The following is a 19,094-nucleotide window of genomic DNA, read 5'->3' on the forward strand; positions in this document are numbered from 1 at the left end:
GTCAGGCGCCGGCGTGGGTGGCCCGCCGGTGGCGGAGCCGCGGGCGGTGCCGGCCGTGCAGGCGCCTGGACTCCTGCCGCGCCGACCTGGCCCGCCTGCGCACGTCCCTGTTGCTGACCGGCGCGCGGGCGTCGGCCATTCCCACCGCGCCCCAGGCCACGGCGACCAGATAGACCTGGCTGAGGAAGAAGAACCAGACGAACAGGCCCAGGACCACGGCGAACGGCGCCAGCAGGGGATTCTTGGCCACGCCGTCGAGCAGTGCCGACGCAAAAAACCGCAGAGCGGCGCTGCCGGCTGCCACGATCAGCGCAGCCTGCCACATGACGGCCCGCTTCATCTGCAGCCCTGATGCGAGCCGGAACAGCACCACCGCCACCGCCATGTCCAGCAGGAGCATAATGAGCAGGCCGGTGGCCACGGCCAGCGGCTCCGCCCATGCACCGACAAACCGCAGCCAATGGGCCACCGCGTCCAGCAGGCTGCCGGCGACAATGACCAGGATGGATGTGAGCACCAGTGCTAGGGCCAACAGCAGCAGCACGCCCAGGTCCTTGGCCTTGATCAGGAAATAGTTCCCGGTCATCCGTGGCACGCCGAAGATGGCCCGCATGCCGTCGCGCAGGCCTGCGATCCAGCCCAGCGAGGTCAGGAGCAGCGTGATGGCCGAGATCACCAGGGTGAGGCTGAAGGTTGCCCCGTGGGAGAAGAGCTGCTCCGGGGTGACGAACCCGCCGTCTCCGGTGTCGATCAGGCCCGGAACGGAATAGTTGAGCACCGAGATAATGGCAGACTGCAGCCGCGGCGTGTTGGAAGCGACCAGCCCGAACACGGCAAACCCGGCCACCAGCATGGCCGCCACCGAAAAGAACATGTTGTAGGCGCTGCCTGCCGCCATCAACGGTCCTCGGCGCATGAGGTAGAGGTTCCAGACCCGCATCGGCCGGGTCGCGTTGAACCAGGCCGTCACGTAGCTGCCCAGGACCACCAGCTGCCTGGGGACGCCCGCTTCGTGCCGGGACCGGGCGAACTCGCGCCGGCGCCGGAACACCTGGTTGCGCAGCTGACCGCGCTTGAGCGGAAGCGGCTCCGCGGACTCAGTCCCGGCCGCCTCCGGCACAGCCGGTATGCTCCGGCTCCGCGTCAAAGCTCAGCTCTTCCCGTAGGATCCACACGCCCGATTGGTCGTGCTCGTACAAGCCCATGCTACTGACCGTGAAAGTCGAGGCATAGTCGGCCAGCTTCTCCTCGGCGGCGTCCATCCCGGCCTGGCTGACATCGTGTGCCACGGTGAGGTGCGGGTGGAAATCGAACTCCAGGTCGCGTTCCAGCGGGCCGGACTGCAGCTTGCCGTGCAGCGCCACGCAGTCCTCGAAGCCTTCGGCGATGTTCAGGAAAACCACCGGGGATACCGGGCGGAAGCTGCCGGTACCGCGCAGTCCCACCGTGAACGGCGCCTGCGTCTTCGCGATGCGGCGCACGTGTTCGGTTGTCTCCTCCCAGTCGTCAACAGGCGTCGTGGTGACGAGGGTGATATGCGGCGGGATGACGGCCGCGAGCGGATCTCCGAACGATGCGCGCCAGCTTTCGAGCTCGCCCGCCAACGGCTCGGGGATGGAGATGACCACGCCGACGCAGCCGCTCCGGGCACCCGGGCGGGGATCGCCGTCGTTAGTGGCGGTAGCTTTTTTGGACTGCAGGTGCTGCCCGCACATTGCTAGCGCCTGGCTCCCGCGGGGAGGAAACCTACCTTGTCGTAGACATCCGCCAGCGTGGCAGACGCGATGGCGCGGGCCTTCTCCGCGCCGCGGGCCAGCAACCGGTCCAGCTCGGCCGGATCGTCCAGGAGCTCCTGGGCCCGGGCCTGGATGGGCGCCAGCCGCTCCACCACAAGCTCGGCCAGGTCCACCTTGAGGTGCCCGTACATCTTGCCCTGGTAGTCCGCGACGATCGAGTCGATGCTCCTGCCGCTTAGCGTCGAGTAGATGGTCAGCAGGTTGGAGATGCCCGGCTTGGCCTCCCGGTCGAAGCGGATCTCCGTGCCGTCATCCGTGACCGCCGACTTGATCTTCTTCGCCGCGGCCTTCGGGTTGTCCAGGATGTTGATCAGGCCGGCCGGGGAATCCGCCGACTTGGACATCTTGGCGTTCGGGTTCTGCAGGTCGTAGATCTTGGCGCCCTCGGCCGGGATCACGGCCTCCGGCACGACGAACGTTTCGCCATAGCGGTGGTTGAAGCGCTGGGCCAGGTTGCGGGCCAGCTCCAGGTGCTGCCGCTGGTCCTCGCCCACCGGCACGCCGTAGGGGCGGTAGAGCAGGATGTCGGCGGCCATCAGCACGGGGTAGGCGAACAGTCCGACGCTGGCGTTCTCCGAACCCTGCTTGGCCGACTTGTCCTTGAACTGCGTCATCCGCGAGGCCTCGCCAAAACCGGTGATGCAGTTGAGCACCCACGCCAGCTCCGCGTGCTCGGGTACATGGGACTGGACGAACAGGGTGGACTTCTCGATGTCGATGCCGCCGGCGATGTACTGGGCCACCGTGACCCGGGTGCGCCGGGCGAGATCCGCCGGGTCGTACTGCACTGTGATGGCGTGCATGTCCGGGACGAAGTAGATCGCCTCGTATTCGTCCTGCATGCTGACCCAGTTGACGAGCGCGCCCAAGTAGTTGCCCAGGTGCAGGGAATCCGCAGAGGGCTGCATGCCGGACAGCAGCCGCCGCCGCGTGGTCTGTGCGAGGCCGGAGGCGGCCGCAGGACTGCCGCTGGTTTCGGGCTTTCCGCTGGTTTCAGTTGTGCTGGTCATCTCGTCCTTAGAACTGGTAGTCCACGACCACGGGGGCGTGGTCCGAGAAGCGGGCGTCATAGCTGGCGGCGCGGTCGACGACCGCATGCGCGGCCAGCTCCGCGAGTTCGGGGGTGGCCATCTGGTAGTCGATGCGCCAGCCCGCGTCGTTGTCGAAGGCCTGTCCGCGCCAGGACCACCAGGTGTAGGGGCCGGCCACGTCACCGGCGAAGACGCGCTGGACGTCCTTCCAACCGAACTCGTCGCCGAAGAACCGGTCGAAGTAGGCGCGTTCCTCGGGCAGGAACCCGGACTTCTTGACGTTGCCCTTCCAGTTCTTGATGTCCAGCGTGGTGTGGCCAACGTTCAGGTCCCCGACCACCAGCGCGTAGTCCTTGCCGTTCCTCAAGTCCGCGAGGCGGCCGGCCATGACATCGAGGAAGCGGTACTTGTCCAGCTGCTTGGGGGTGTCCGCCTCGCCGGAATGCACGTAGGCGCTGACGACGGTGAGCAGCTTGGTGCCCCCGGCATCCGGAACCTCGAAGTCCGCTTCGACCCAGCGGCCGGATGTCAGGAAGTATTCGTCCCCGATGTGGTCGCGGGTGGCGACCGGGGCGACGCGCGAAGCGATGGCGACGCCGGCGCGGCCCTTCGCTTCGGCCTCGGCGTGGAGGATGTGCCAGCCGTCTCCGAGCAGGCTGCGGACAATTGCGTCCGGAGCGCGCACTTCCTGGAGGCAGAGAATGTCCACGTCCCGGTCCGCCAGCCAGTCCCCCATGCCGCGCTTGTAGGCGGCGCGGATGCCGTTGACATTGACCGTTGCCACCCTCAGCCGGTGCCCCGCGGGCATGCCTGTTGCCGCTGCCGAGCCGGTGGTTTCCTCAATGACGATTTCGGGTGCCAAACTCACTCGACTACCTTACCCAAGCCCGCGGTTCAGTTGATAACCGTGCCCGTGACGGGGCCCTCGCCGTCGTTGTCCTTGATCATGCCGCGCCCATTGTGCGCGGTGATCTCGATCGTCTCGATCGCCCGGGCCACCATGCCCTCGTCCTTGCCCAGATGGTCGCGGATCACTTTGGCCTGCACCTGCACGATCTTGAAGCTGTGGTCCAGCTTCTCGTCGCGGACCGAGTTGGCCCGGGCCACATGTTCCTCCACCAGCGTGGTTGTGCCGGTCGAGGCGGCGGCCTGCTGCGCGGCGAAGCCGGCCTGCGCGGTGGCGAACTTCTCCTTCGCCTTCCTGGTGGCGCCGCGGACGCTGAAGACCACGAACGCGGCCAGCACCAGCCAGCCAAGGGCGATGATGGCCACGATCCAGCCGATCACATCGTTCTGGTTGGCCGCGAACACCACGGCGAAGAGGAACACCAGCACCATCACGGCGATGCCGATGTTTCCGGCCTTGAAGGGGACGGCCCGGCTGGCGGACGTATTCGGGGATGAGCTGCCCAAGGATTGCATGCGCCTATTCTCTCAAACCGGGGCGCCTGACACGGCCGGCTTCCACCGCAGGCGAACGGATGCAGCCGGCTGCCCGCTGGCCGGGTGTCACGCCGCGTGGGTGTCCAGCCCGAGTGCGGCTCGATGGGGAGGGTGCTCCATTCCGACGCCCGGTTGTGGAAAACTCCTGCGGCCGGCCCGCGAAGCAGGCCTAATAGTGGGATGAACCGCCGTGTCCCGCTGCCGGAGCCGCTCGGCTCAAGGCCTTTCCTGCTCTCCGAGTCGGATGGCTTGAGCGTGCCGCGCCGCCGCACTGCCGCGAACGACGTGCGCACTCCGAGCCGGGCTATTCGGGTCCCGGTCGGAGTGGAGTTGTCGCTGCTCCAGCGATGCCGGCCCTATACCGACGTCACCCCTGGCTCTGTTATCAGCCATTTCACCGCGGCCCGAATCCATGGCTTCCCGATGCCGGTCGACTTTGACTGGCCCCCGCTCCTGGATGTGGCACGTCCGCGTGGGGCGGCAGCTCCGCGGAGGAAACATGTCCGGGGCAGGCGCCTTCGGTTGGACGAGGGCGACATCGTCACGCTGGATGGCGTCGCGGTGACATCAAGGGCACGGACCTGGCTGGACCTCGGCAGCGTATTCGGTGTGGGAGATCTGGTCGTCATAGCCGACTACCTGGTTTCCGAGCACAACCGGAACTTCGGCCCTGCCCGGGAGGCGATGGTGCCGCTGGATGAGCTGCGCGCCTACATCGAGTCGAAGTCGCGCATCCCGGGGCTGGCAATGTGCCGTCAGGCCCTGGGCCTCGTCCGGGTCGGCGTCGATTCGCCGCAGGAATCACTCCTGCGGCTGATGCTGCAGCGGGCCGGCCTACCGGAGTTCCATCCGAACTACCCCATCTGCGACACATCCGGGTACCCCAGGATATGGACGGACTTGGGCTGTCCCGAGTTCCGGACCTGCGTGGAATACGAGGGCACGCATCATCTGTCCGCGGAGCAGCAGGCCTCCGACCATGACCGCGATTTCACCACGTCATCATTGCTGTGGCATCAGGCGAAGATCAACAAAACGGACATGAAGCGCGGCGAAGTCCACGTGGTGGGCAAGGTCAGCCGGATGCTGAAGCGCGGGGGTTGGGAGCCGAAGGCGTGACCCCGGAAGTGCCGAGGCTGCGCGGCCCATCGTGTGAGCCGAGGCGTGCACCCGCGGGCCGCCGGGATAGCCCAGGCTCCGTGACCCCGGGGAGAGCCGAGGCGTGCACCCGCGGCCGCCCGTTTCGTGAGCAGATCACCACAGTGATGGGGGTCCCACATTGGGCTGATCTGCGCACGAAACGGCAGGGGGCCTCGCGCACGGGGCTGATCTGCGCACGAAACGGCAGGGGGCCTCGCGCACAGGGCTGATCTGCGCACGAAACAGCCAAAGCGCCTCCCGCACGGGGCTGATCTGCGCACGAAACAGCGGCTGGAACCGGTCAGCCGCTTTTTGCGCCGCCGCTGGTCCCGCCGAGCCGTGTTGGCAGCGACTGGTGCCGGCCGATGTGCTGCAGGACGCCGCAGGGCTACTTCAGGAACAGCGAACGCAGGCGGCCGGTGGTCAGCACCAGCCCGAGTCCGATCATGACCACGTAGTACAGCACGTGGATGCCGGTGGCCGCGGTGAACGCGCCGGCGCTGATCTGGCGCAGCAGCTCCACGCCATGCCACAGCGGCATCGCCTGGACCAGCCATTGGATCGGCTCCGGGTAGACGCTGAGCGGGTAGAACGTGGCGGAGAACAGGAACATGGGCAGCATGATGAAGTTGATCCAGTCCATCTGCTGGAACGTCTTCATGAAGCTCGTGATGCCCATCCCGAACGAGGCGAAACCGAAGGCGATCAGCACGGAGGCCGGGATCATCAGCAAGGCCCACGGCGTGGTGAGCAGGCCCATCAGGCCCATCACGGCGGTGAAGCCGGTGGCGTAGAGCGCGCCGCGCAGCAGGGCCAGCGTGATCTCGCCCAACGCTACGTCCAGCGGCCCCAGCGAGGTGTTCAGCATGCCTTGGTACAGCTTGGCGAAGTTGAGCTTGAAGAACACGTTCCAGGTCGAGTCGTACACCGCGCCGTTCATCGCGGACACCGCCAGCAGCGCCGGCGCGATGTAGGCGATGTAGCTGATCTCGGTGCCGCCCGGCCCCTCCACGGTTCCCACCAGCGAGCCGAGCCCGATCCCCATGGCAATCAGGTACAGCACCGGTTCGACGAAGCCGCTGGCCATGACCGCCCAGTTGCTCCCCCAGGTCGCCTTCAATCCACGTCCGACGACGGCACGGACGTTTCCGGAGTAGAGGGACCCGAGGGGGCGGCGCGAGAGGCTCAGCCGGATTCCGCCGGCGGGCGGGGGCGGCTGTCCGGCCTGGTCATGGCGGAGGCTCATATGCCCAGCCTCCTGGTGTAGTTGCGCTTGGCCAGGACCCAGCCGGCGGCAGCCAGGACGGCGAGGTAGAGCACGTGCGCCGCGGTCAGCCAGGCGGGTTCGGCATAGCCGTAGCTGAGCACCCGGCCGAGCTCGGTGGAGTGCCACAGCGGCGAGATCCAGCCGATCCACTGCACGGCCCACGGCATCGACGCGAGCGGGAAGAAGGTGCCGGAGAACAGGAAGAGCGGCATGACCACGAAGCGCTGCACCATGGCGAACTGGCCCTTGTCCTCGACGATGCTGGAGGCGTACGCCATCAGCGGCAGCCCGAAGGCCATGCCGCCCAGGGCCGCGGTGAAGATCATCAGCCAGCCGGCGGGGTCGGGGACGGCGCCAAACAGCAGCAGGAACAGGTAGTAGAGCCCGGTCGTCAGGAGCAGCCGGAACAGCACGCCGAGGCTATGCCCGTTGACCAGCTGCGCGCTGGACAGCGGCGACGCGTTCGGACCGTAGTAGGTCCGGCGCCACTTGAAGCCGGACATCACCGAGTAGGTGTTCTCCTCGGCGGCGACCATGATGCCGGCCGTCGCGAGCAGCGCGGGCGCCACGAACACCAGGTAGGGCAGGCCGTCACCGCTGCCGCCGCCGAGGGAGGCTCCGGTGTTCGCGTCGATCAGGGTCGCGAGCCCGACGCCCATGGCGAAGAGGTACACCAGCGGCGTCCCGACGGCGGTCATCACCACGGTCCAGCCGTAGCCGCGCATGGTGCGCAGCCAGTGCTCGGCGAAGTACAGGGAGCCGAACCGCCGCGCTTTGGCGGCTGACTCTTCCGGGGTCAGCGGCACCCGAAGGGAAAGCAGCGGCGCCGTCGCGTCGGCCTCCCGGAGCGTGGGCCGCTGCGGCTCAGTCAACGAGGCTCCTGCCGGTCAGCCGGAGGAAGACGTCCTCCAGGCTCGAGCGGCGCACCAGCGAGGTCACCGGATGAAGCCCCCGGTGACGGACCTGCTCAAGGGCCGCTTCGCCGTCGTTCGCGTAGATCAGGACCCGGTCCGGGAGGGTCTCGAGCCGTTCGCCGATGCCCTCCAGCTGGCCCGCAACGGTGGAGTTGCGCTGCGACCCGAAGCGCAGCTCCAGAACCTCCCGCGTGGAGTACTCCTGGATCAGCGATGCCGGCGAGCCTTCCGCCATGATCCGGCCCTTGTCGACGACGATCAGCCGGTCGCAGAGCTGCTCCGCCTCGTCCATATAGTGCGTGGTGAGCACCAGCGTCACGCCCTGCTCCTTCAGCCGGAACAGCCGGTCCCAGAGGATGTGGCGGGCCTGCGGGTCCAGGCCGGTGGTCGGCTCGTCCAGGAGCAGGATCTTCGGCTCGTTGATCAGCGAGCGGGCGATGGTCAGCCGGCGCTTCATGCCGCCGGAGAGCGAGTCCACCCGCGCCTTCGCCTTGTCGGTCAGCTGCGCGAACTCCAGCAGCTCGTCCGCCTTGTGCCGCAGGTAGCTGTAGGGCAGGCCGAAGTAGCGCCCGTAGACGATCAGGTTGTCGCGGACCCGGATCTCGTCATCCAGGTTGTCCTGTTGCGGCACCACGCCCAGATGCGCCCGCACCTCCGGCCCGTTCCGTTCCGGGTCCAGCCCCATGATGGACAGCTCGCCCGATGTGCGCTGCGAGACGCCGCCGATCATCCGCATCGTGGTGGACTTGCCGGCACCGTTGGGCCCGAGCAGGCCGAAGGACTCCCCCGCCGGCACGTCGAAGGAGATGCCGTCGACCGCGGCGAAATCACCGTACTTTTTGACGAGCTTGCGGGCCGAAATCACGGTCTTGGTCAGCTGTTTCGGGACTGTGGCATGGGACACGCCACCAGCCTAGAACAGCGCCGCGATTGAGGAAAGCCAATCGATGCCCGATTTGCTTGACTTATCCACTTTCACCAACAACACTGGCCCTATTCGAGCCCCTCGACGATGCGGGGCGCATGTTGGGGATGTGGTGAATATGCAAATTCCTGCTGCCTTCGATTACGTCCGTGCCAGCAGCATCGACGACGCCCTGGCGCTGCTGCAGCAGCACGGCCCGGAGTCCCGCGTGCTGGCCGGAGGGCACAGCCTGCTGCCCATGATGAAGCTCCGGCTGGCCCGGCCCGAGTGGCTGATCGATATCAATGAACTGACCGAGCTGGACTATATCCGGCGGGACGCGGACGTGCTGCGCATCGGCGCGATGACCAGGCATACCACGCTGCTCGAATCCCCCGACGTGGGCCGGCTCTTTCCGATCGTCCGCGACGCCGAGCAGGTGATCGCCGATCCCGTGGTCCGCAACCGGGGGACGATCGGCGGTTCGCTCTGCCAGGCGGATCCGGCCGAGGACCTTTCGACGGTGTGCAAGGTGCTTCGCGCCGAGGCCGTGATCCGGGGGCCGAACGGCGAGCGCGTGCTCCGGATGGACGAGTTCCACCGCGGCCCCTACGAGACGGCGCTCGAGCAGACCGAGCTGCTGTGCGAAGTCAGGCTGCCCGTCCGGCAGCGTTCCGGCAGTGCCTACGAGAAGGTCGAGCGCCGGGTCGGCGACTGGGCGGTGGCCGCCGCGGGGGCGGCGGTCGCGCTGGCACCGGACGGAACGATCGAGGACGCCGCCGTCGGGCTCACCGCCGTCGGGCTTGAGGGTACGGCGACGGAAGCGGAAACGCTGCTGCGGGGGAAACGCCCCGCCGAGGAGCTGTTCGCCGAGGCGGGCCGGGCGGCGGCGGCGGCGTGCGACCCGGTGGCGGACCAGCGCGGTCCGGTGGACTACAAGAGGCATCTGGCCGACGAACTCACCCGGCGGGTCCTGCGCCGGGCGTGCGGGCGCGCCGGCGCGGAACGGGAAGGCTGAACGATGCAGGTCAGCATGAAAGTCAATGGCGAAGAGGTCACGCGCGAGATCGAACCGCGGGTCCTGCTGGTCCACTTCATCCGCGAGGAGCTCGGGCTCACGGGCACGCACTGGGGCTGCGACACCACCAACTGCGGCACCTGCGTGGTCCTGCTGGACGGGCAGCCGGTGAAATCCTGCACCGTCCTGGCCGCCTCGGCGCACGGACACGAAGTCCGGACGGTGGAAGGGCTGGCCTCGAACGGATCGCTGGATCCGGTGCAGCAGGGCTTCATGGCCGAGCACGGGCTGCAGTGCGGGTTCTGCACGCCGGGCATGATGCTCACCGCCCGTGCCCTGCTCGATAAGAATCCACACCCGGACGAGCTGCAGATCCGGCAGGCGATCTCGGGACAAATCTGCCGTTGCACGGGATACGCCACGATTGTGCGCTCCGTGCAGTGGGCGGCGGAGCATCCGGCCGCCGCCGGGGACCCGCCCGGCACCGGTACCGACGAGGAGGACGTGCGGGCATGACCACCACCCACGAGCATCCGGCCAACCCTGCTGCCGGGGATCCGGACCGGCCGGTCGGCTTCGGCCGGATCCAGCGCAAGGAAGATCCCCGGTTCATCCGGGGCAAGGGCCGCTACATCGACGACATCGTGCTGCCGGGCATGCTGCACGGGGCCATCCTGCGCTCTCCCGTGGCGCACGCACGGCTCGTTTCGATCGATATCAGCGCCGCGGCGGCGCATCCCAAGGTCAAGGCCGTGGTCACCGGCAAGGATCTCGAGGGCCTCAAACTCGCGTGGGCGCCGACGCTGTCCGCCGATGTGCAGGCAGTGCTGGCCACGGACAAGGTCCGCTTCCAGGGCCAGGAGGTGGCCTTCGTGGTCGCCGAGGACCGCTACGCCGCCCGGGACGCGCTGGAGCTGATCGAGGTGGAGTACGACATCCTGCCTCCGGTGGTCAATGCGCGCCGGGCGCTGGACGCGGACGCTCCGGTCATCCGGGACGACATCGAGGGCCGTACCGACAATCGGATCTTCGACTGGGAGATGGGCGACGCCGGCGCCACCGACGCGGTGTTCGCGCGGGCCGACGTGACGGTTGCCCAGGAGATGGTCTATCCGCGCGTGCATCCGGCACCGATGGAGACCTGCGGCGCCGTGGCGGACTTCGATCCGATCGACGGCGGCCTTACCCTATATGAAACGACGCAGGCCCCGCACGCCCACCGGACGCTCTACGCCATGGTGGCCGGCATCCCCGAGCACAAGATCCGCGTGGTGTCGCCGGACATCGGCGGCGGCTTCGGGAACAAGGTAGGCATCTATCCGGGCTACATCCTGGCCGTCGTCGGTTCGATCCTCACCGGCAAGCCGGTCAAGTGGGTCGAGGACCGGTCGGAGAACCTGATGTCCACATCCTTCGCCCGGGACTACCTGATGAAGGGCGAAATCGCCGCCACCCGGGACGGGAAGATCCTGGCCGTCCGCACCAGCGTGCTGGCCGACCACGGGGCGTTCAACGCCACCGCCCAGCCGACCAAGAACCCGGCCGGCTTCTTCAGCATTTTCACCGGCAGCTACGACCTTGAGGCCGCCTACTGCTCGGTCACCGGCGTGTACACCAACAAGGCCCCCGGAGGCGTCGCCTACGCCTGCTCGTTCCGCGTCACCGAAGCCGTCTACCTGGTGGAGCGGATGGTGGACGTGCTGGCCGCGAAGCTGCAGATGGACCCGGCCGAACTGCGGCTGAAGAACTTCATCCGGCCCGAGCAGTTCCCCTACAAGAACAAGACCGGCTGGGAGTACGACTCGGGCAACTACGCGCCGGCGATGCGGCTGTCCATGCAGCTGGCGGGCTACGAGGACCTGCGGCGCGAGCAGGCGGAGAAGCGCGAACGCGGCGAGCTGATGGGCATCGGCGTCTCCTTCTTCACCGAGACCGTCGGCGCCGGCCCGCGGAAGCATTTCGACATCGTCGGCCTGGGCATGGCGGACGGCGCCGAACTGCGGGTGCATCCGACCGGCAAGGCCGTGGTCCGGCTCTCGGTGCAGTCGCAGGGTCAGGGTCACGAAACCACGTTCGCGCAGATCGTCGCCGAGGAGCTCGGCATCCCGCCGGAGGATATCGACGTGGTGCACGGCGACACGGACCAGACCCCCTTCGGCCTGGGCACCTACGGCAGCCGGTCGACGCCGGTAAGCGGGGGTGCCGTGGCATTGGTGGCCCGCAAGGTCCGCGAGAAGGCCAAGTTCATTGCCGCGGCGATGCTGGAGACCCGGGCCGAGGACCTCGAATGGGAAAAGGGCCGCTGGTTCGTCAAGGGCGATCCCGGCGCCGGCAGGACCATCGCCGAGATCGCGCTGGCCGCGCACGGCACACTCGCGCTGCCCGAGGGCATCGACGGGAACCTGGACGCGGAGGTGACGTACGATCCGCCGAACCTGACATTCCCGTTTGGCGCCTACATCTGCGTGGTGGACGTCGACCCCGGGACGGGACGGGTCAAGGTCCGCCGGTTCATCGCCGTCGACGACTGCGGCACGCGGATCAATCCGATGATCATTGAGGGCCAGGTCCACGGCGGTCTCACGGACGGCGTGGGAATGGCGCTGATGGAGATTATCGAATTCGACGACGACGGCAACTGCCTTGGCGGCTCCTTCATGGACTACCTGATTCCCACCGCCATGGAGGTGCCCGACTGGGAGACCGGCTTCACCGTGACTCCCTCGCCGCACCATCCCATCGGTGCGAAGGGCATCGGCGAATCGGCCACCGTGGGTTCGCCGCCGGCCATCGTCAATGCGGTGGTGGACGCGCTGGCTCCCTTCGGCGTCACCCACATGGACATGCCCTGCACGCCGGCCCGCGTCTGGGAGGCCATGCAGGGCCGGGCGACCCCGCCGGTGTGACATGACGTGGCAAAGCGAAGCGCTGTCGGCGCGGACCAGGGAACTGGAGGACCGGCGGGAGCCGCACGTCCTGGCCACGGTGGTGCGCGCCCAGCATCCCAGCAGCGCGCACCCCGGGGACAGCGCCGTGATCCTGGCGGACGGCAGCATCGAAGGCTTCGTCGGCGGCAACTGCGTGGAGGCCTCCGTCCGCGACCACGGCCTGCGCGTGCTCGCCGGCGGCGAACCGCTGCTGCTGCGCGTCCTGCCCGGTCCGCTTCCGGACGATCCCGGCGAGGGAGCCGTCAACGTTGCGAACCCCTGCCTGAGCGGCGGCGCCGTGGAGATCTTCCTGCAGCCCCGGCTGCCGGCTCCGCGGGTGCTGCTGGTCGGGACTTCCCCGACGGCCCGGGCGTTGCAGGCCATAGCAGAGGTGCTGGGCTTCGAAACCGAGCTGGCGGATGGGGCCGCGCTGTCACCGACCGCAGCGGACGCCGCCGTGATCGTGGCGTCGCACGGTGCGGACGAAGAACCGGCGCTCGAAGCCGCGCTGCGGGCCGGCGTCCGGTATGTCGCGCTGGTCGCGAGCAGCCGGCGCGGCTCCGACGTGCTGGCCTCGCTCGACGTCTCCGATGCCGACCGGGCGCGCGTGCACTGTCCCGCGGGGCTCGCCCTGGGCGCCCGGACGCCGGCGGAGACCGCCCTGTCCATCCTGGCCGAGCTGGTTGCGGAACGCCGCCTGCGCAGCCCCGCACCCTCCCTGCAGCCGGCCGCCGCCCCGGCCACCGCCGTCGACCCCGTCTGCGGCATGAGCGTCGCGGCCGTGGAAGCGAGCCTGCACGCGGAACACGCGGGCGCCACGGTCTACTTCTGTTCGCCCGGCTGCCGCAAGGCGTTCCTGGCCGCACCGGAGCGCTATGCCACAGCCTCCTGACCCGCGGACCGCAGGCCTGGTCCTCGCCGCCGGCGCCTCGCGCCGGCTCGGCCGGCCCAAGCAGCTGCTGCCCTATGCCGGCGGCACCGTGCTCGGCGCCGTCCTGCAGACCGTCCGCCGCTGCGGGTTCGACCAGCTGCTCCTGGCCCTGGGAAGTTCGGGGGAGGAAGTGCGGCGGCGGGTGGACACCTCGGGCTTCGAACTGGCCGACAACCCGGACTTCGGCTCGGGCTGCTCCTCGTCGATCGCCGCGGCCCTGCCCGCCCTGCACCCCGGCACGGAGCTGCTGGTGCTGCTGCTCGGGGACCAGCCCGGTATCCGGGCGGAAAGCGTGCGGCTCCTGCTGGCCGGACGCGGCGATGCGCCGCTGGCGGTCTGCCGCTACGACGACGGCATCGGCCATCCCTTCGCCTTCGCCCGCCGGGTCTTCGGCGATCTGGCCGCCCTGCACGGCGACAAGGGCGTGTGGAAAATGCTGGACCGGCGGGCGGACGAGGTCGCGGAGGTTCCGGTGCCGGGCCGGATCCCGCCGGATATCGATACCGAGGCGGACTACGAGCGGGCGCTGGCCAGGCTGCGGAGCGCATGATGGGCGCCCCGGAGGAAGGCCCGCGGGAGGAGTTGCGGCAGCGTTTTCCGGACCCTGCCGCGCTGGCGGGCGCCCTGGACGACGTGGACTACCTGGCCGATAACGGCCTAGCCACCGCCCTCTTCCTCGCGCTGCGGCTGCCCCAGCCGATCCTGCTCGAAGGCGAGGCCGGCGTGGGCAAGACGGAGGCGGCCAAGGCACTGGCCCGGGTGCTGGACACGCCGCTGTTCCGGCTGCAGTGCTACGAAGGGATCGACGCCGGCGAGGCCCTCTACGAGTGGAACCACCAGCGCCAGCTGCTCGGCATCAGGCTCGCCGAGATGCACGAGGACAGCCTCGACGAATCGGATCTGTTCTCCGGGCGGTACCTGTTGCGCCGGCCGCTGCTGCAGGCCATCGAGCATCCCGGTCCGCGGCCGGCCGTCCTGCTGCTGGATGAGATCGACCGGGCCGACGCCGAGTTCGAGGCGTTCACCTTCGAGCTGCTGGCCGAAGCCGCGGTCACCATACCGGAGCTCGGCACCATCCGCGCGCTCCACCCGCCCATCGTGGTGCTGACCTCGAACCGGACCCGGGACCTGCACGATGCCCTGACCCGCCGCTGTATCTACCACTGGATCGACTACCCGCCGGCCGAGCGGATCGCCAGGATTGTCCGCCGCAAAGTGCCCGGCAGCGCCGCTCCGATAGCGCTGGAGGCGGCCGCTGCCATCACCCGGCTGCGCGCCCTGGACCTGGTCAAGCCGCCCGGCATCGCCGAAGCGATCGACTGGGCTTCCGCCCTGGACGTGCTGGGGACGGAGCATCTCGACGCCCGCGCCGTGGAACAGACCTGGGGCGCGGTCCTGAAAAACCGGGAGGACCTGGCCGCGGCCAAGGAACGCGGCGCGGCGTGGCTGGCCGGAGGCGGACATGGCTGAGACCGCGCTCCGCCGCCTTGAGCCCGCCGAGCTGGCCGCGGCCCTGGTCGCCGCCCTGCACCGCGCCGGCGCCGGCGGCTCGCCCGAACGCGCCGTCTGGCTCGCCCAGGCGCTGCGCCTGGTGCCGCCGACTACCCGCGCCAGCCTCTACTGGACCTGCCGCATCGTCCTCGTTTCGGGCAAGGATCAGCTTCCGGTCTTCGACGCCGTGTTCGCCGCGGTCTTCGGCGAGTACGACGACGACGCGGAGCTCATGGGAGCCCGGGGCGAGAAGAACGCGCCGCAGCCGGCGCAGCGTCCCGGCATCCGCCGGACCCCGGCCGGTGAAGGCGCGGCGCCAGCGGTCCAGCCCGGTCCCGCTGCCCCGCCTGCCCCGGCTCCCCCGGCGGCGGGCAGCGGCGTCGAGGGACCGGACCGGGAGGCCATCCTGCTGACGGCCTCCGCCGAGGAGCGGCTGCACACCACGTCCTTCGCCGAACTGACCGAGGATGAGCAGGCGCAACTGCGCCTGCTCATCGGCCGCCTCCGGCTCGCCGCACCGGTCCGGCAGTCCCGGCGGACCCGCCCGACGGCCCGCACCGCGGGCCGGCTGGACCTGCGCCGCACGGCACGGGCCGCACGGCGCACCGGCTCCGACCCGGTCCGGCTGGTCTTCGCCCGCCGCCGGCGACAGCCGCGCAGGCTGGTCATGCTCTGCGACGTGTCCGGTTCCATGGAGGCCTTCACCCGGGCCTACCTCACGGTGCTGCAGGCCGCGGTGGCGTCCGCGAAGGCCGAGGCCTTCGTGTTCGCCACCAGGCTGACCCGGCTCACCCGGCAGCTGGCCATGCATGACCCGGACCAGGCCCTCGCGCGGGCAGCGGCCGGAGCCGAGGACTGGTCGGGCGGCACCCGGCTGGCGGACGGGCTCCGGAGCTTCATCGACGCGCACGGCCGGCGCGGAACCGCGCGGGGCGCCGTCGTCGTAATTTTCTCCGATGGCTGGGCGCAGGATGACCCGGCGGACGTGGCCGCCCAAATGGCACGGCTGCGAAGGCTGGCGTTCCGGATCATCTGGGTCAATCCGCGCAAGGCCGCGCCCGGCTACCAGCCGCTGGCCGGGGGCATGGCCGCGGCACTGCCGTTCTGCGATGCCTTTGTCAGCGGCCACAGCTACGACGCGCTCGCCGAACTGGCGTCCGCCATCCGTTCCGGCGCCGCCGCCGGACCCGCTACCGCGACACGAAGGATACTGTGATGGATCTCGAGCGTACTTTCACCGTCAACGCACCGATCGGCACCGTGTGGGATGCCCTGATGGACATCGAACGCGTGGCCGGCTGCGTGCCCGGGGCGCAGGTGCTGCAGAAGCTCTCCGAGGACACCTACCAGGTGGGCATGAAGGTCAAGCTGGGGCCGGTCAGCATGCAGTACAAGGGAACGCTCAATGTGGTGGAACGGGACGAGGCCGCCCGCCGCGCCGTCATGGAGGGCCAGGCGCAGGAGACGCACGGGCAGGGGACGGCCAAGGCCCGGGTTGACCTGCGGCTGGCGGAGGAGGGAAGTACGACGACGGGAACGGCCGCCGCGGCCATCACGCTCTCCGGGAAGGCCGCGGTGATGGGCCGGAGCGTGATCGGCAGCGTTGCCGACCAACTGCTCGGGGTCTTCACGGGTAACCTGCAAAGCATGCTGAACTCTTCCAGCGCTCCCGCGGCGGCCGACGCACCGTCGCAGCAGCCGGCGCGGCCGGACGACAACGCCGCTCCGGCCTCATCCGCGGGGAACACGGCTCCGCCCGCTTCCGACGCCGCTGCGGGTTCGGCCTCAGCTGCCTCCGCCGACGCTGCGGTCCCGGCCGCTTCCGCCAGCGCCGCGCCTCAGGCTGCCCCCGGGAAACCCACCGGCCCGACCGGAGCCTTCCCCGGAACGGGCGCCCCGCCGTCGTCCGCTGACTCCGGCCTGGACGCCTTGGCCGTGGCCAGGGGAATGCTCGCGGACCAGCTGGCGAACCCGGGCAAGGTCCTCGCCCTGCTCGCCGCGGCCGCTGTGCTCGGCTACCTCGCCGGCCGCTGCTCCCCCGGGCGCAGCGGGAGCCGCCATGCGTGATGTGCTCGAGGCGCTGCTGCGGGACTGGCGGGCCGGCGGAACCGCGGGCCTGGCCACGGTGGTGCGGACCTTCGACTCCGCGCCGCGGCCGGCCGGCGCCTCGATGCTGGTGGCCTCTGGCGGCGAGGCCGTGGGCTCGGTCTCCGGCGGCTGCGTGGAGGCGGCGGTCTACGAGCTGGCCACCGAGGTGGTCCAGCGGGGCCGGCCGGAGCTGGTGCGCTACGGCATCAGCGACGATGACGCGTTCGCTGTGGGGCTGACCTGCGGCGGCATCATCGACGTGTTCGTCGAGCCGGTGTCCCGGCGGACCTTTGCCGGCCTGGACGATGTCGGGGCCGACGTCGAGGCGTCGCGGCCGGTCGCCGTCGCCACCGTGATCGAGCATCCGGACGAGGCCTGGCTGGGCCGGCACCTGGTGGTGCGCCCGCACGGTTTCGACGGCGACCTGGGCTCGGAGCGGGCCAACCATGCGGTCAGCGACGACGCCCAGGGCCTCCTGGCCGCCGGCCGCAACACCACGCTGACGTACGGCCCGGACGGCGAGCGCCGCGGCGAGGGCATGCGCGTGTTCTTCTCCAGCTTCGCGCCGCGGCCGCGGATGCTGGTGTTCGGCGCCATCGATTTTGCCGCGGCGCTGGCCCGGATGGGCAGCTACCTTGGCTACCACGTGACGGTCTGCGACGCCCGGCCGGTTTTCGCGACGCCGGCCCGTTTCCCGGAAGCGGACGAGGTAATTGTCGATTGGCCGCACCGGTACCTCGCCGGCCAGTTGGACGCGGGACTGGTCGATGCGCGGACGGTGGTGTGCGTGCTGACCCACGACCCGAAGTTCGACGTGCCGCTGCTGGAAGTCGCCCTGCGGGCCGGGCCGCTGGCCTACCTCGGGGCGATGGGTTCGCGGCGGACGCACGAGGACCGGCTGGCCCGGCTGCGCGAAGCCGGCCTCACCGACGAGGAGCTCGCCCCGCTGCGCAGCCCGCTCGGACTGGACCTCGGCGCGCGCACGCCGGAAGAGACCGCGGTGTCGATCGCGGCCGAGATCATCGCCGAGCAGTGGGGCGGCAGCGGCCGGCCCTTGGGCAGCCTCGACGCACGGATCCACCACGACGAAATCCACGAGCCGTCCTCCGGGGCGGGCAGCGGGCTAACGACGGCGGGTGGCGGGCCCTAGCTTCCGCCTCCCGTTCCGGGCGGGGAATGCTGCGTGTTCGGCGCGGCGTTGGCGGCGAAGGCCACCATCGCCTCCGCGCGGTCGGTGAGCCTGATGGACTCGGGCCAGATCATCTTCACGGCTACGGGCCTGACCGCGGGGCTGATCGGCTTGGCGACCACGGTCCGGCCTTCGTAGGAGCGGTCCACCGACGGCCGCTGCACCAGGACCGAGTAGCCGACTCCCCTGCCCACCAGCGAGCGCGTGAGCTCGAAGTCGCGGGTGCGGTACCGGATGTCGGGCCGGACGCCGGCCTGCTCGAAGAGCGACAACGTGTGGTGGCTGCTCGGCGGTGCGTCCAGCAGGATCATCGGGTCCTCGGCCAGCTCGGCCAAGGTGACGTCGGGCTGGTCCGCAAGGCGGTGCGAAGCGGGCAGCAGCACGTAGGCGGAAACTTCATAGAGCAGCACCGAGCCCACCCCCGGCCGCAGGTCCATGTCGTAGACGATGGCCAGGTCCATGTCGCCGGCCAGCAGCCGCTCCTGGATCACGTCCTGGGCGCCCTCCACGAAGTCGAGGCCGACCTGGGGATGGTTGACGCTGAATCCCTCGATCAGCACGGGCAGGATCGTCGGGGCGACGGTCTGGTAGCAGCCGATGACCAGCGGCCCGGCCAGCTCGCGTCCGCCGCTCGCGGTGCTCAGCTCCAGCTCCTCGGCGGCCCGCAGCAGTTCGGCCGCCCTGGCGTTCAGGTAGCTGCCGGCCGGGGTGAGCGAGACGCCGTGGGCCTTCCGCCTGACCGTCAGCTGCGTGCGGAAGATCCGCTCCAGCTCGGTCACCGCCGCGGCGACCGCCGTCTGCGAAACGTGCAGCTTCGCCGCCGCCGCCGAAATCGAGCCCGCGTCTGCCACCGCGGTGAAGTAGGCCAGCTGCCGCAAGGTGTAGCGCGCCATGTTCGCCCTCCCGACTATGCACTCCTCCGTTTTTCCGGGGAGATATCCCGCTTCTTTGAACT

19 protein-coding genes are annotated in these 19,094 nt (G+C 69.7%); 10 read left to right on the forward strand and 9 right to left on the reverse strand.

The window, feature by feature from the left end:
- Position 1: 1 nt before the first annotated feature.
- The 5 genes from AHIS1636_RS00615 to AHIS1636_RS00635 form a co-directional block, all read right to left on the reverse strand.
- Complete coding sequence (locus AHIS1636_RS00615) at positions 2–1,120, reverse strand: YihY/virulence factor BrkB family protein (RefSeq protein ID WP_264793865.1); 1,119 nt, start codon at positions 1,118–1,120, stop codon at positions 2–4.
- Positions 1,098–1,715 (reverse strand): 2'-5' RNA ligase family protein, encoded by a 618-nt coding sequence (locus AHIS1636_RS00620; RefSeq protein ID WP_264793866.1) that lies wholly within the window; start codon positions 1,713–1,715, stop codon positions 1,098–1,100. The genes AHIS1636_RS00615 and AHIS1636_RS00620 overlap by 23 nt, the downstream gene beginning before the upstream one ends.
- Before the next feature lie 2 nt (positions 1,716–1,717).
- Positions 1,718–2,806 carry a tryptophan--tRNA ligase gene (trpS, locus tag AHIS1636_RS00625; RefSeq protein ID WP_264793867.1) on the reverse strand — a complete coding sequence of 363 codons (1,089 nt, stop codon included), beginning with the start codon at positions 2,804–2,806 and terminating at the stop codon, positions 1,718–1,720.
- Between the two features lie 7 nt (positions 2,807–2,813).
- Positions 2,814–3,635 (reverse strand): exodeoxyribonuclease III, encoded by an 822-nt coding sequence (locus tag AHIS1636_RS00630; protein WP_264794169.1) that lies wholly within the window; start codon positions 3,633–3,635, stop codon positions 2,814–2,816.
- An 86-nt stretch (positions 3,636–3,721) separates the two neighbouring features.
- The gene (locus AHIS1636_RS00635; protein ID WP_264793868.1) at positions 3,722–4,249 is read right to left on the reverse strand and encodes a hypothetical protein; all 528 of its coding nucleotides are present in this window, start codon (positions 4,247–4,249) and stop codon (positions 3,722–3,724) included.
- A 543-nt stretch (positions 4,250–4,792) separates the two neighbouring features.
- On the opposite strand from AHIS1636_RS00635, the gene AHIS1636_RS00640 reads away from it, so the two are divergent.
- Positions 4,793–5,389, forward strand: a complete 597-nt coding sequence (locus tag AHIS1636_RS00640) for a putative endonuclease domain-containing protein (RefSeq protein WP_264793869.1) — start codon at positions 4,793–4,795, stop codon at positions 5,387–5,389.
- Between the two features lie 409 nt (positions 5,390–5,798).
- Here AHIS1636_RS00640 and AHIS1636_RS00645 read toward each other — a convergent pair whose 3' ends face one another.
- From AHIS1636_RS00645 to AHIS1636_RS00655, 3 genes are read right to left on the reverse strand one after another with little or no spacing between them, the layout of a single operon-like run.
- A complete protein-coding gene (locus AHIS1636_RS00645; protein WP_264793870.1) occupies positions 5,799–6,656 on the reverse strand; it encodes an ABC transporter permease in 858 nt (285 codons plus the stop codon).
- On the reverse strand, positions 6,653–7,549 hold the full coding sequence (locus tag AHIS1636_RS00650; RefSeq protein WP_264793871.1) for an ABC transporter permease: 897 nt from the start codon (positions 7,547–7,549) through the stop codon (positions 6,653–6,655). Before AHIS1636_RS00650 ends, AHIS1636_RS00645 begins: the two co-directional genes overlap by 4 nt.
- A complete protein-coding gene (locus AHIS1636_RS00655; protein WP_264793872.1) occupies positions 7,542–8,495 on the reverse strand; it encodes an ABC transporter ATP-binding protein in 954 nt (317 codons plus the stop codon). The genes AHIS1636_RS00650 and AHIS1636_RS00655 overlap by 8 nt, the downstream gene beginning before the upstream one ends.
- A gap of 139 nt (positions 8,496–8,634) precedes the next feature.
- On the opposite strand from AHIS1636_RS00655, the gene AHIS1636_RS00660 reads away from it, so the two are divergent.
- Genes AHIS1636_RS00660 through AHIS1636_RS00700 form a run of 9 tightly spaced genes read left to right on the forward strand, consistent with a single transcriptional unit; the run spans position 8,635 to position 18,100 of the window.
- Positions 8,635–9,513, forward strand: coding sequence for an FAD binding domain-containing protein (locus AHIS1636_RS00660; protein ID WP_264794170.1), 879 nt, complete (start codon positions 8,635–8,637; stop codon positions 9,511–9,513).
- Positions 9,514–9,516: 3 nt separating this feature from the next.
- Positions 9,517–10,029 (forward strand): (2Fe-2S)-binding protein, encoded by a 513-nt coding sequence (locus AHIS1636_RS00665; RefSeq protein WP_264793873.1) that lies wholly within the window; start codon positions 9,517–9,519, stop codon positions 10,027–10,029.
- The gene (locus AHIS1636_RS00670) at positions 10,026–12,419 is read left to right on the forward strand and encodes an aerobic carbon-monoxide dehydrogenase large subunit (RefSeq protein WP_264793874.1); all 2,394 of its coding nucleotides are present in this window, start codon (positions 10,026–10,028) and stop codon (positions 12,417–12,419) included. Before AHIS1636_RS00665 ends, AHIS1636_RS00670 begins: the two co-directional genes overlap by 4 nt.
- A 1-nt stretch (position 12,420) precedes the next feature.
- Positions 12,421–13,332, forward strand: a complete 912-nt coding sequence (locus AHIS1636_RS00675; RefSeq protein WP_264793875.1) for an XdhC family protein — start codon at positions 12,421–12,423, stop codon at positions 13,330–13,332.
- Positions 13,316–13,921: a nucleotidyltransferase family protein gene (locus AHIS1636_RS00680; protein ID WP_264793876.1), complete on the forward strand. Its 606-nt coding sequence runs from the start codon at positions 13,316–13,318 to the stop codon at positions 13,919–13,921. Before AHIS1636_RS00675 ends, AHIS1636_RS00680 begins: the two co-directional genes overlap by 17 nt.
- Positions 13,921–14,841, forward strand: a complete 921-nt coding sequence (locus AHIS1636_RS00685) for an AAA family ATPase (RefSeq protein ID WP_264793877.1) — start codon at positions 13,921–13,923, stop codon at positions 14,839–14,841. The genes AHIS1636_RS00680 and AHIS1636_RS00685 overlap by 1 nt, the downstream gene beginning before the upstream one ends.
- A complete protein-coding gene (locus AHIS1636_RS00690) occupies positions 14,834–16,078 on the forward strand; it encodes a vWA domain-containing protein (RefSeq protein ID WP_264793878.1) in 1,245 nt (414 codons plus the stop codon). Before AHIS1636_RS00685 ends, AHIS1636_RS00690 begins: the two co-directional genes overlap by 8 nt.
- The gene (locus AHIS1636_RS00695) at positions 16,078–16,929 is read left to right on the forward strand and encodes an SRPBCC family protein (protein WP_264793879.1); all 852 of its coding nucleotides are present in this window, start codon (positions 16,078–16,080) and stop codon (positions 16,927–16,929) included. The genes AHIS1636_RS00690 and AHIS1636_RS00695 overlap by 1 nt, the downstream gene beginning before the upstream one ends.
- The gene (locus tag AHIS1636_RS00700; protein WP_264793880.1) at positions 16,922–18,100 is read left to right on the forward strand and encodes an XdhC family protein; all 1,179 of its coding nucleotides are present in this window, start codon (positions 16,922–16,924) and stop codon (positions 18,098–18,100) included. Before AHIS1636_RS00695 ends, AHIS1636_RS00700 begins: the two co-directional genes overlap by 8 nt.
- On the opposite strand, the gene AHIS1636_RS00705 is transcribed toward AHIS1636_RS00700, so the two are convergent.
- The gene (locus AHIS1636_RS00705; RefSeq protein ID WP_264793881.1) at positions 18,097–19,032 is read right to left on the reverse strand and encodes a LysR family transcriptional regulator; all 936 of its coding nucleotides are present in this window, start codon (positions 19,030–19,032) and stop codon (positions 18,097–18,099) included. The two genes, AHIS1636_RS00700 and AHIS1636_RS00705, sit on opposite strands and share 4 nt — an antisense overlap.
- Positions 19,033–19,094 lie beyond the last annotated feature (62 nt).

Source organism: Arthrobacter mangrovi, from assembly GCF_026011795.1.
Classification (GTDB): Bacteria; Actinomycetota; Actinomycetes; order Actinomycetales; family Micrococcaceae; genus Crystallibacter; species Crystallibacter mangrovi.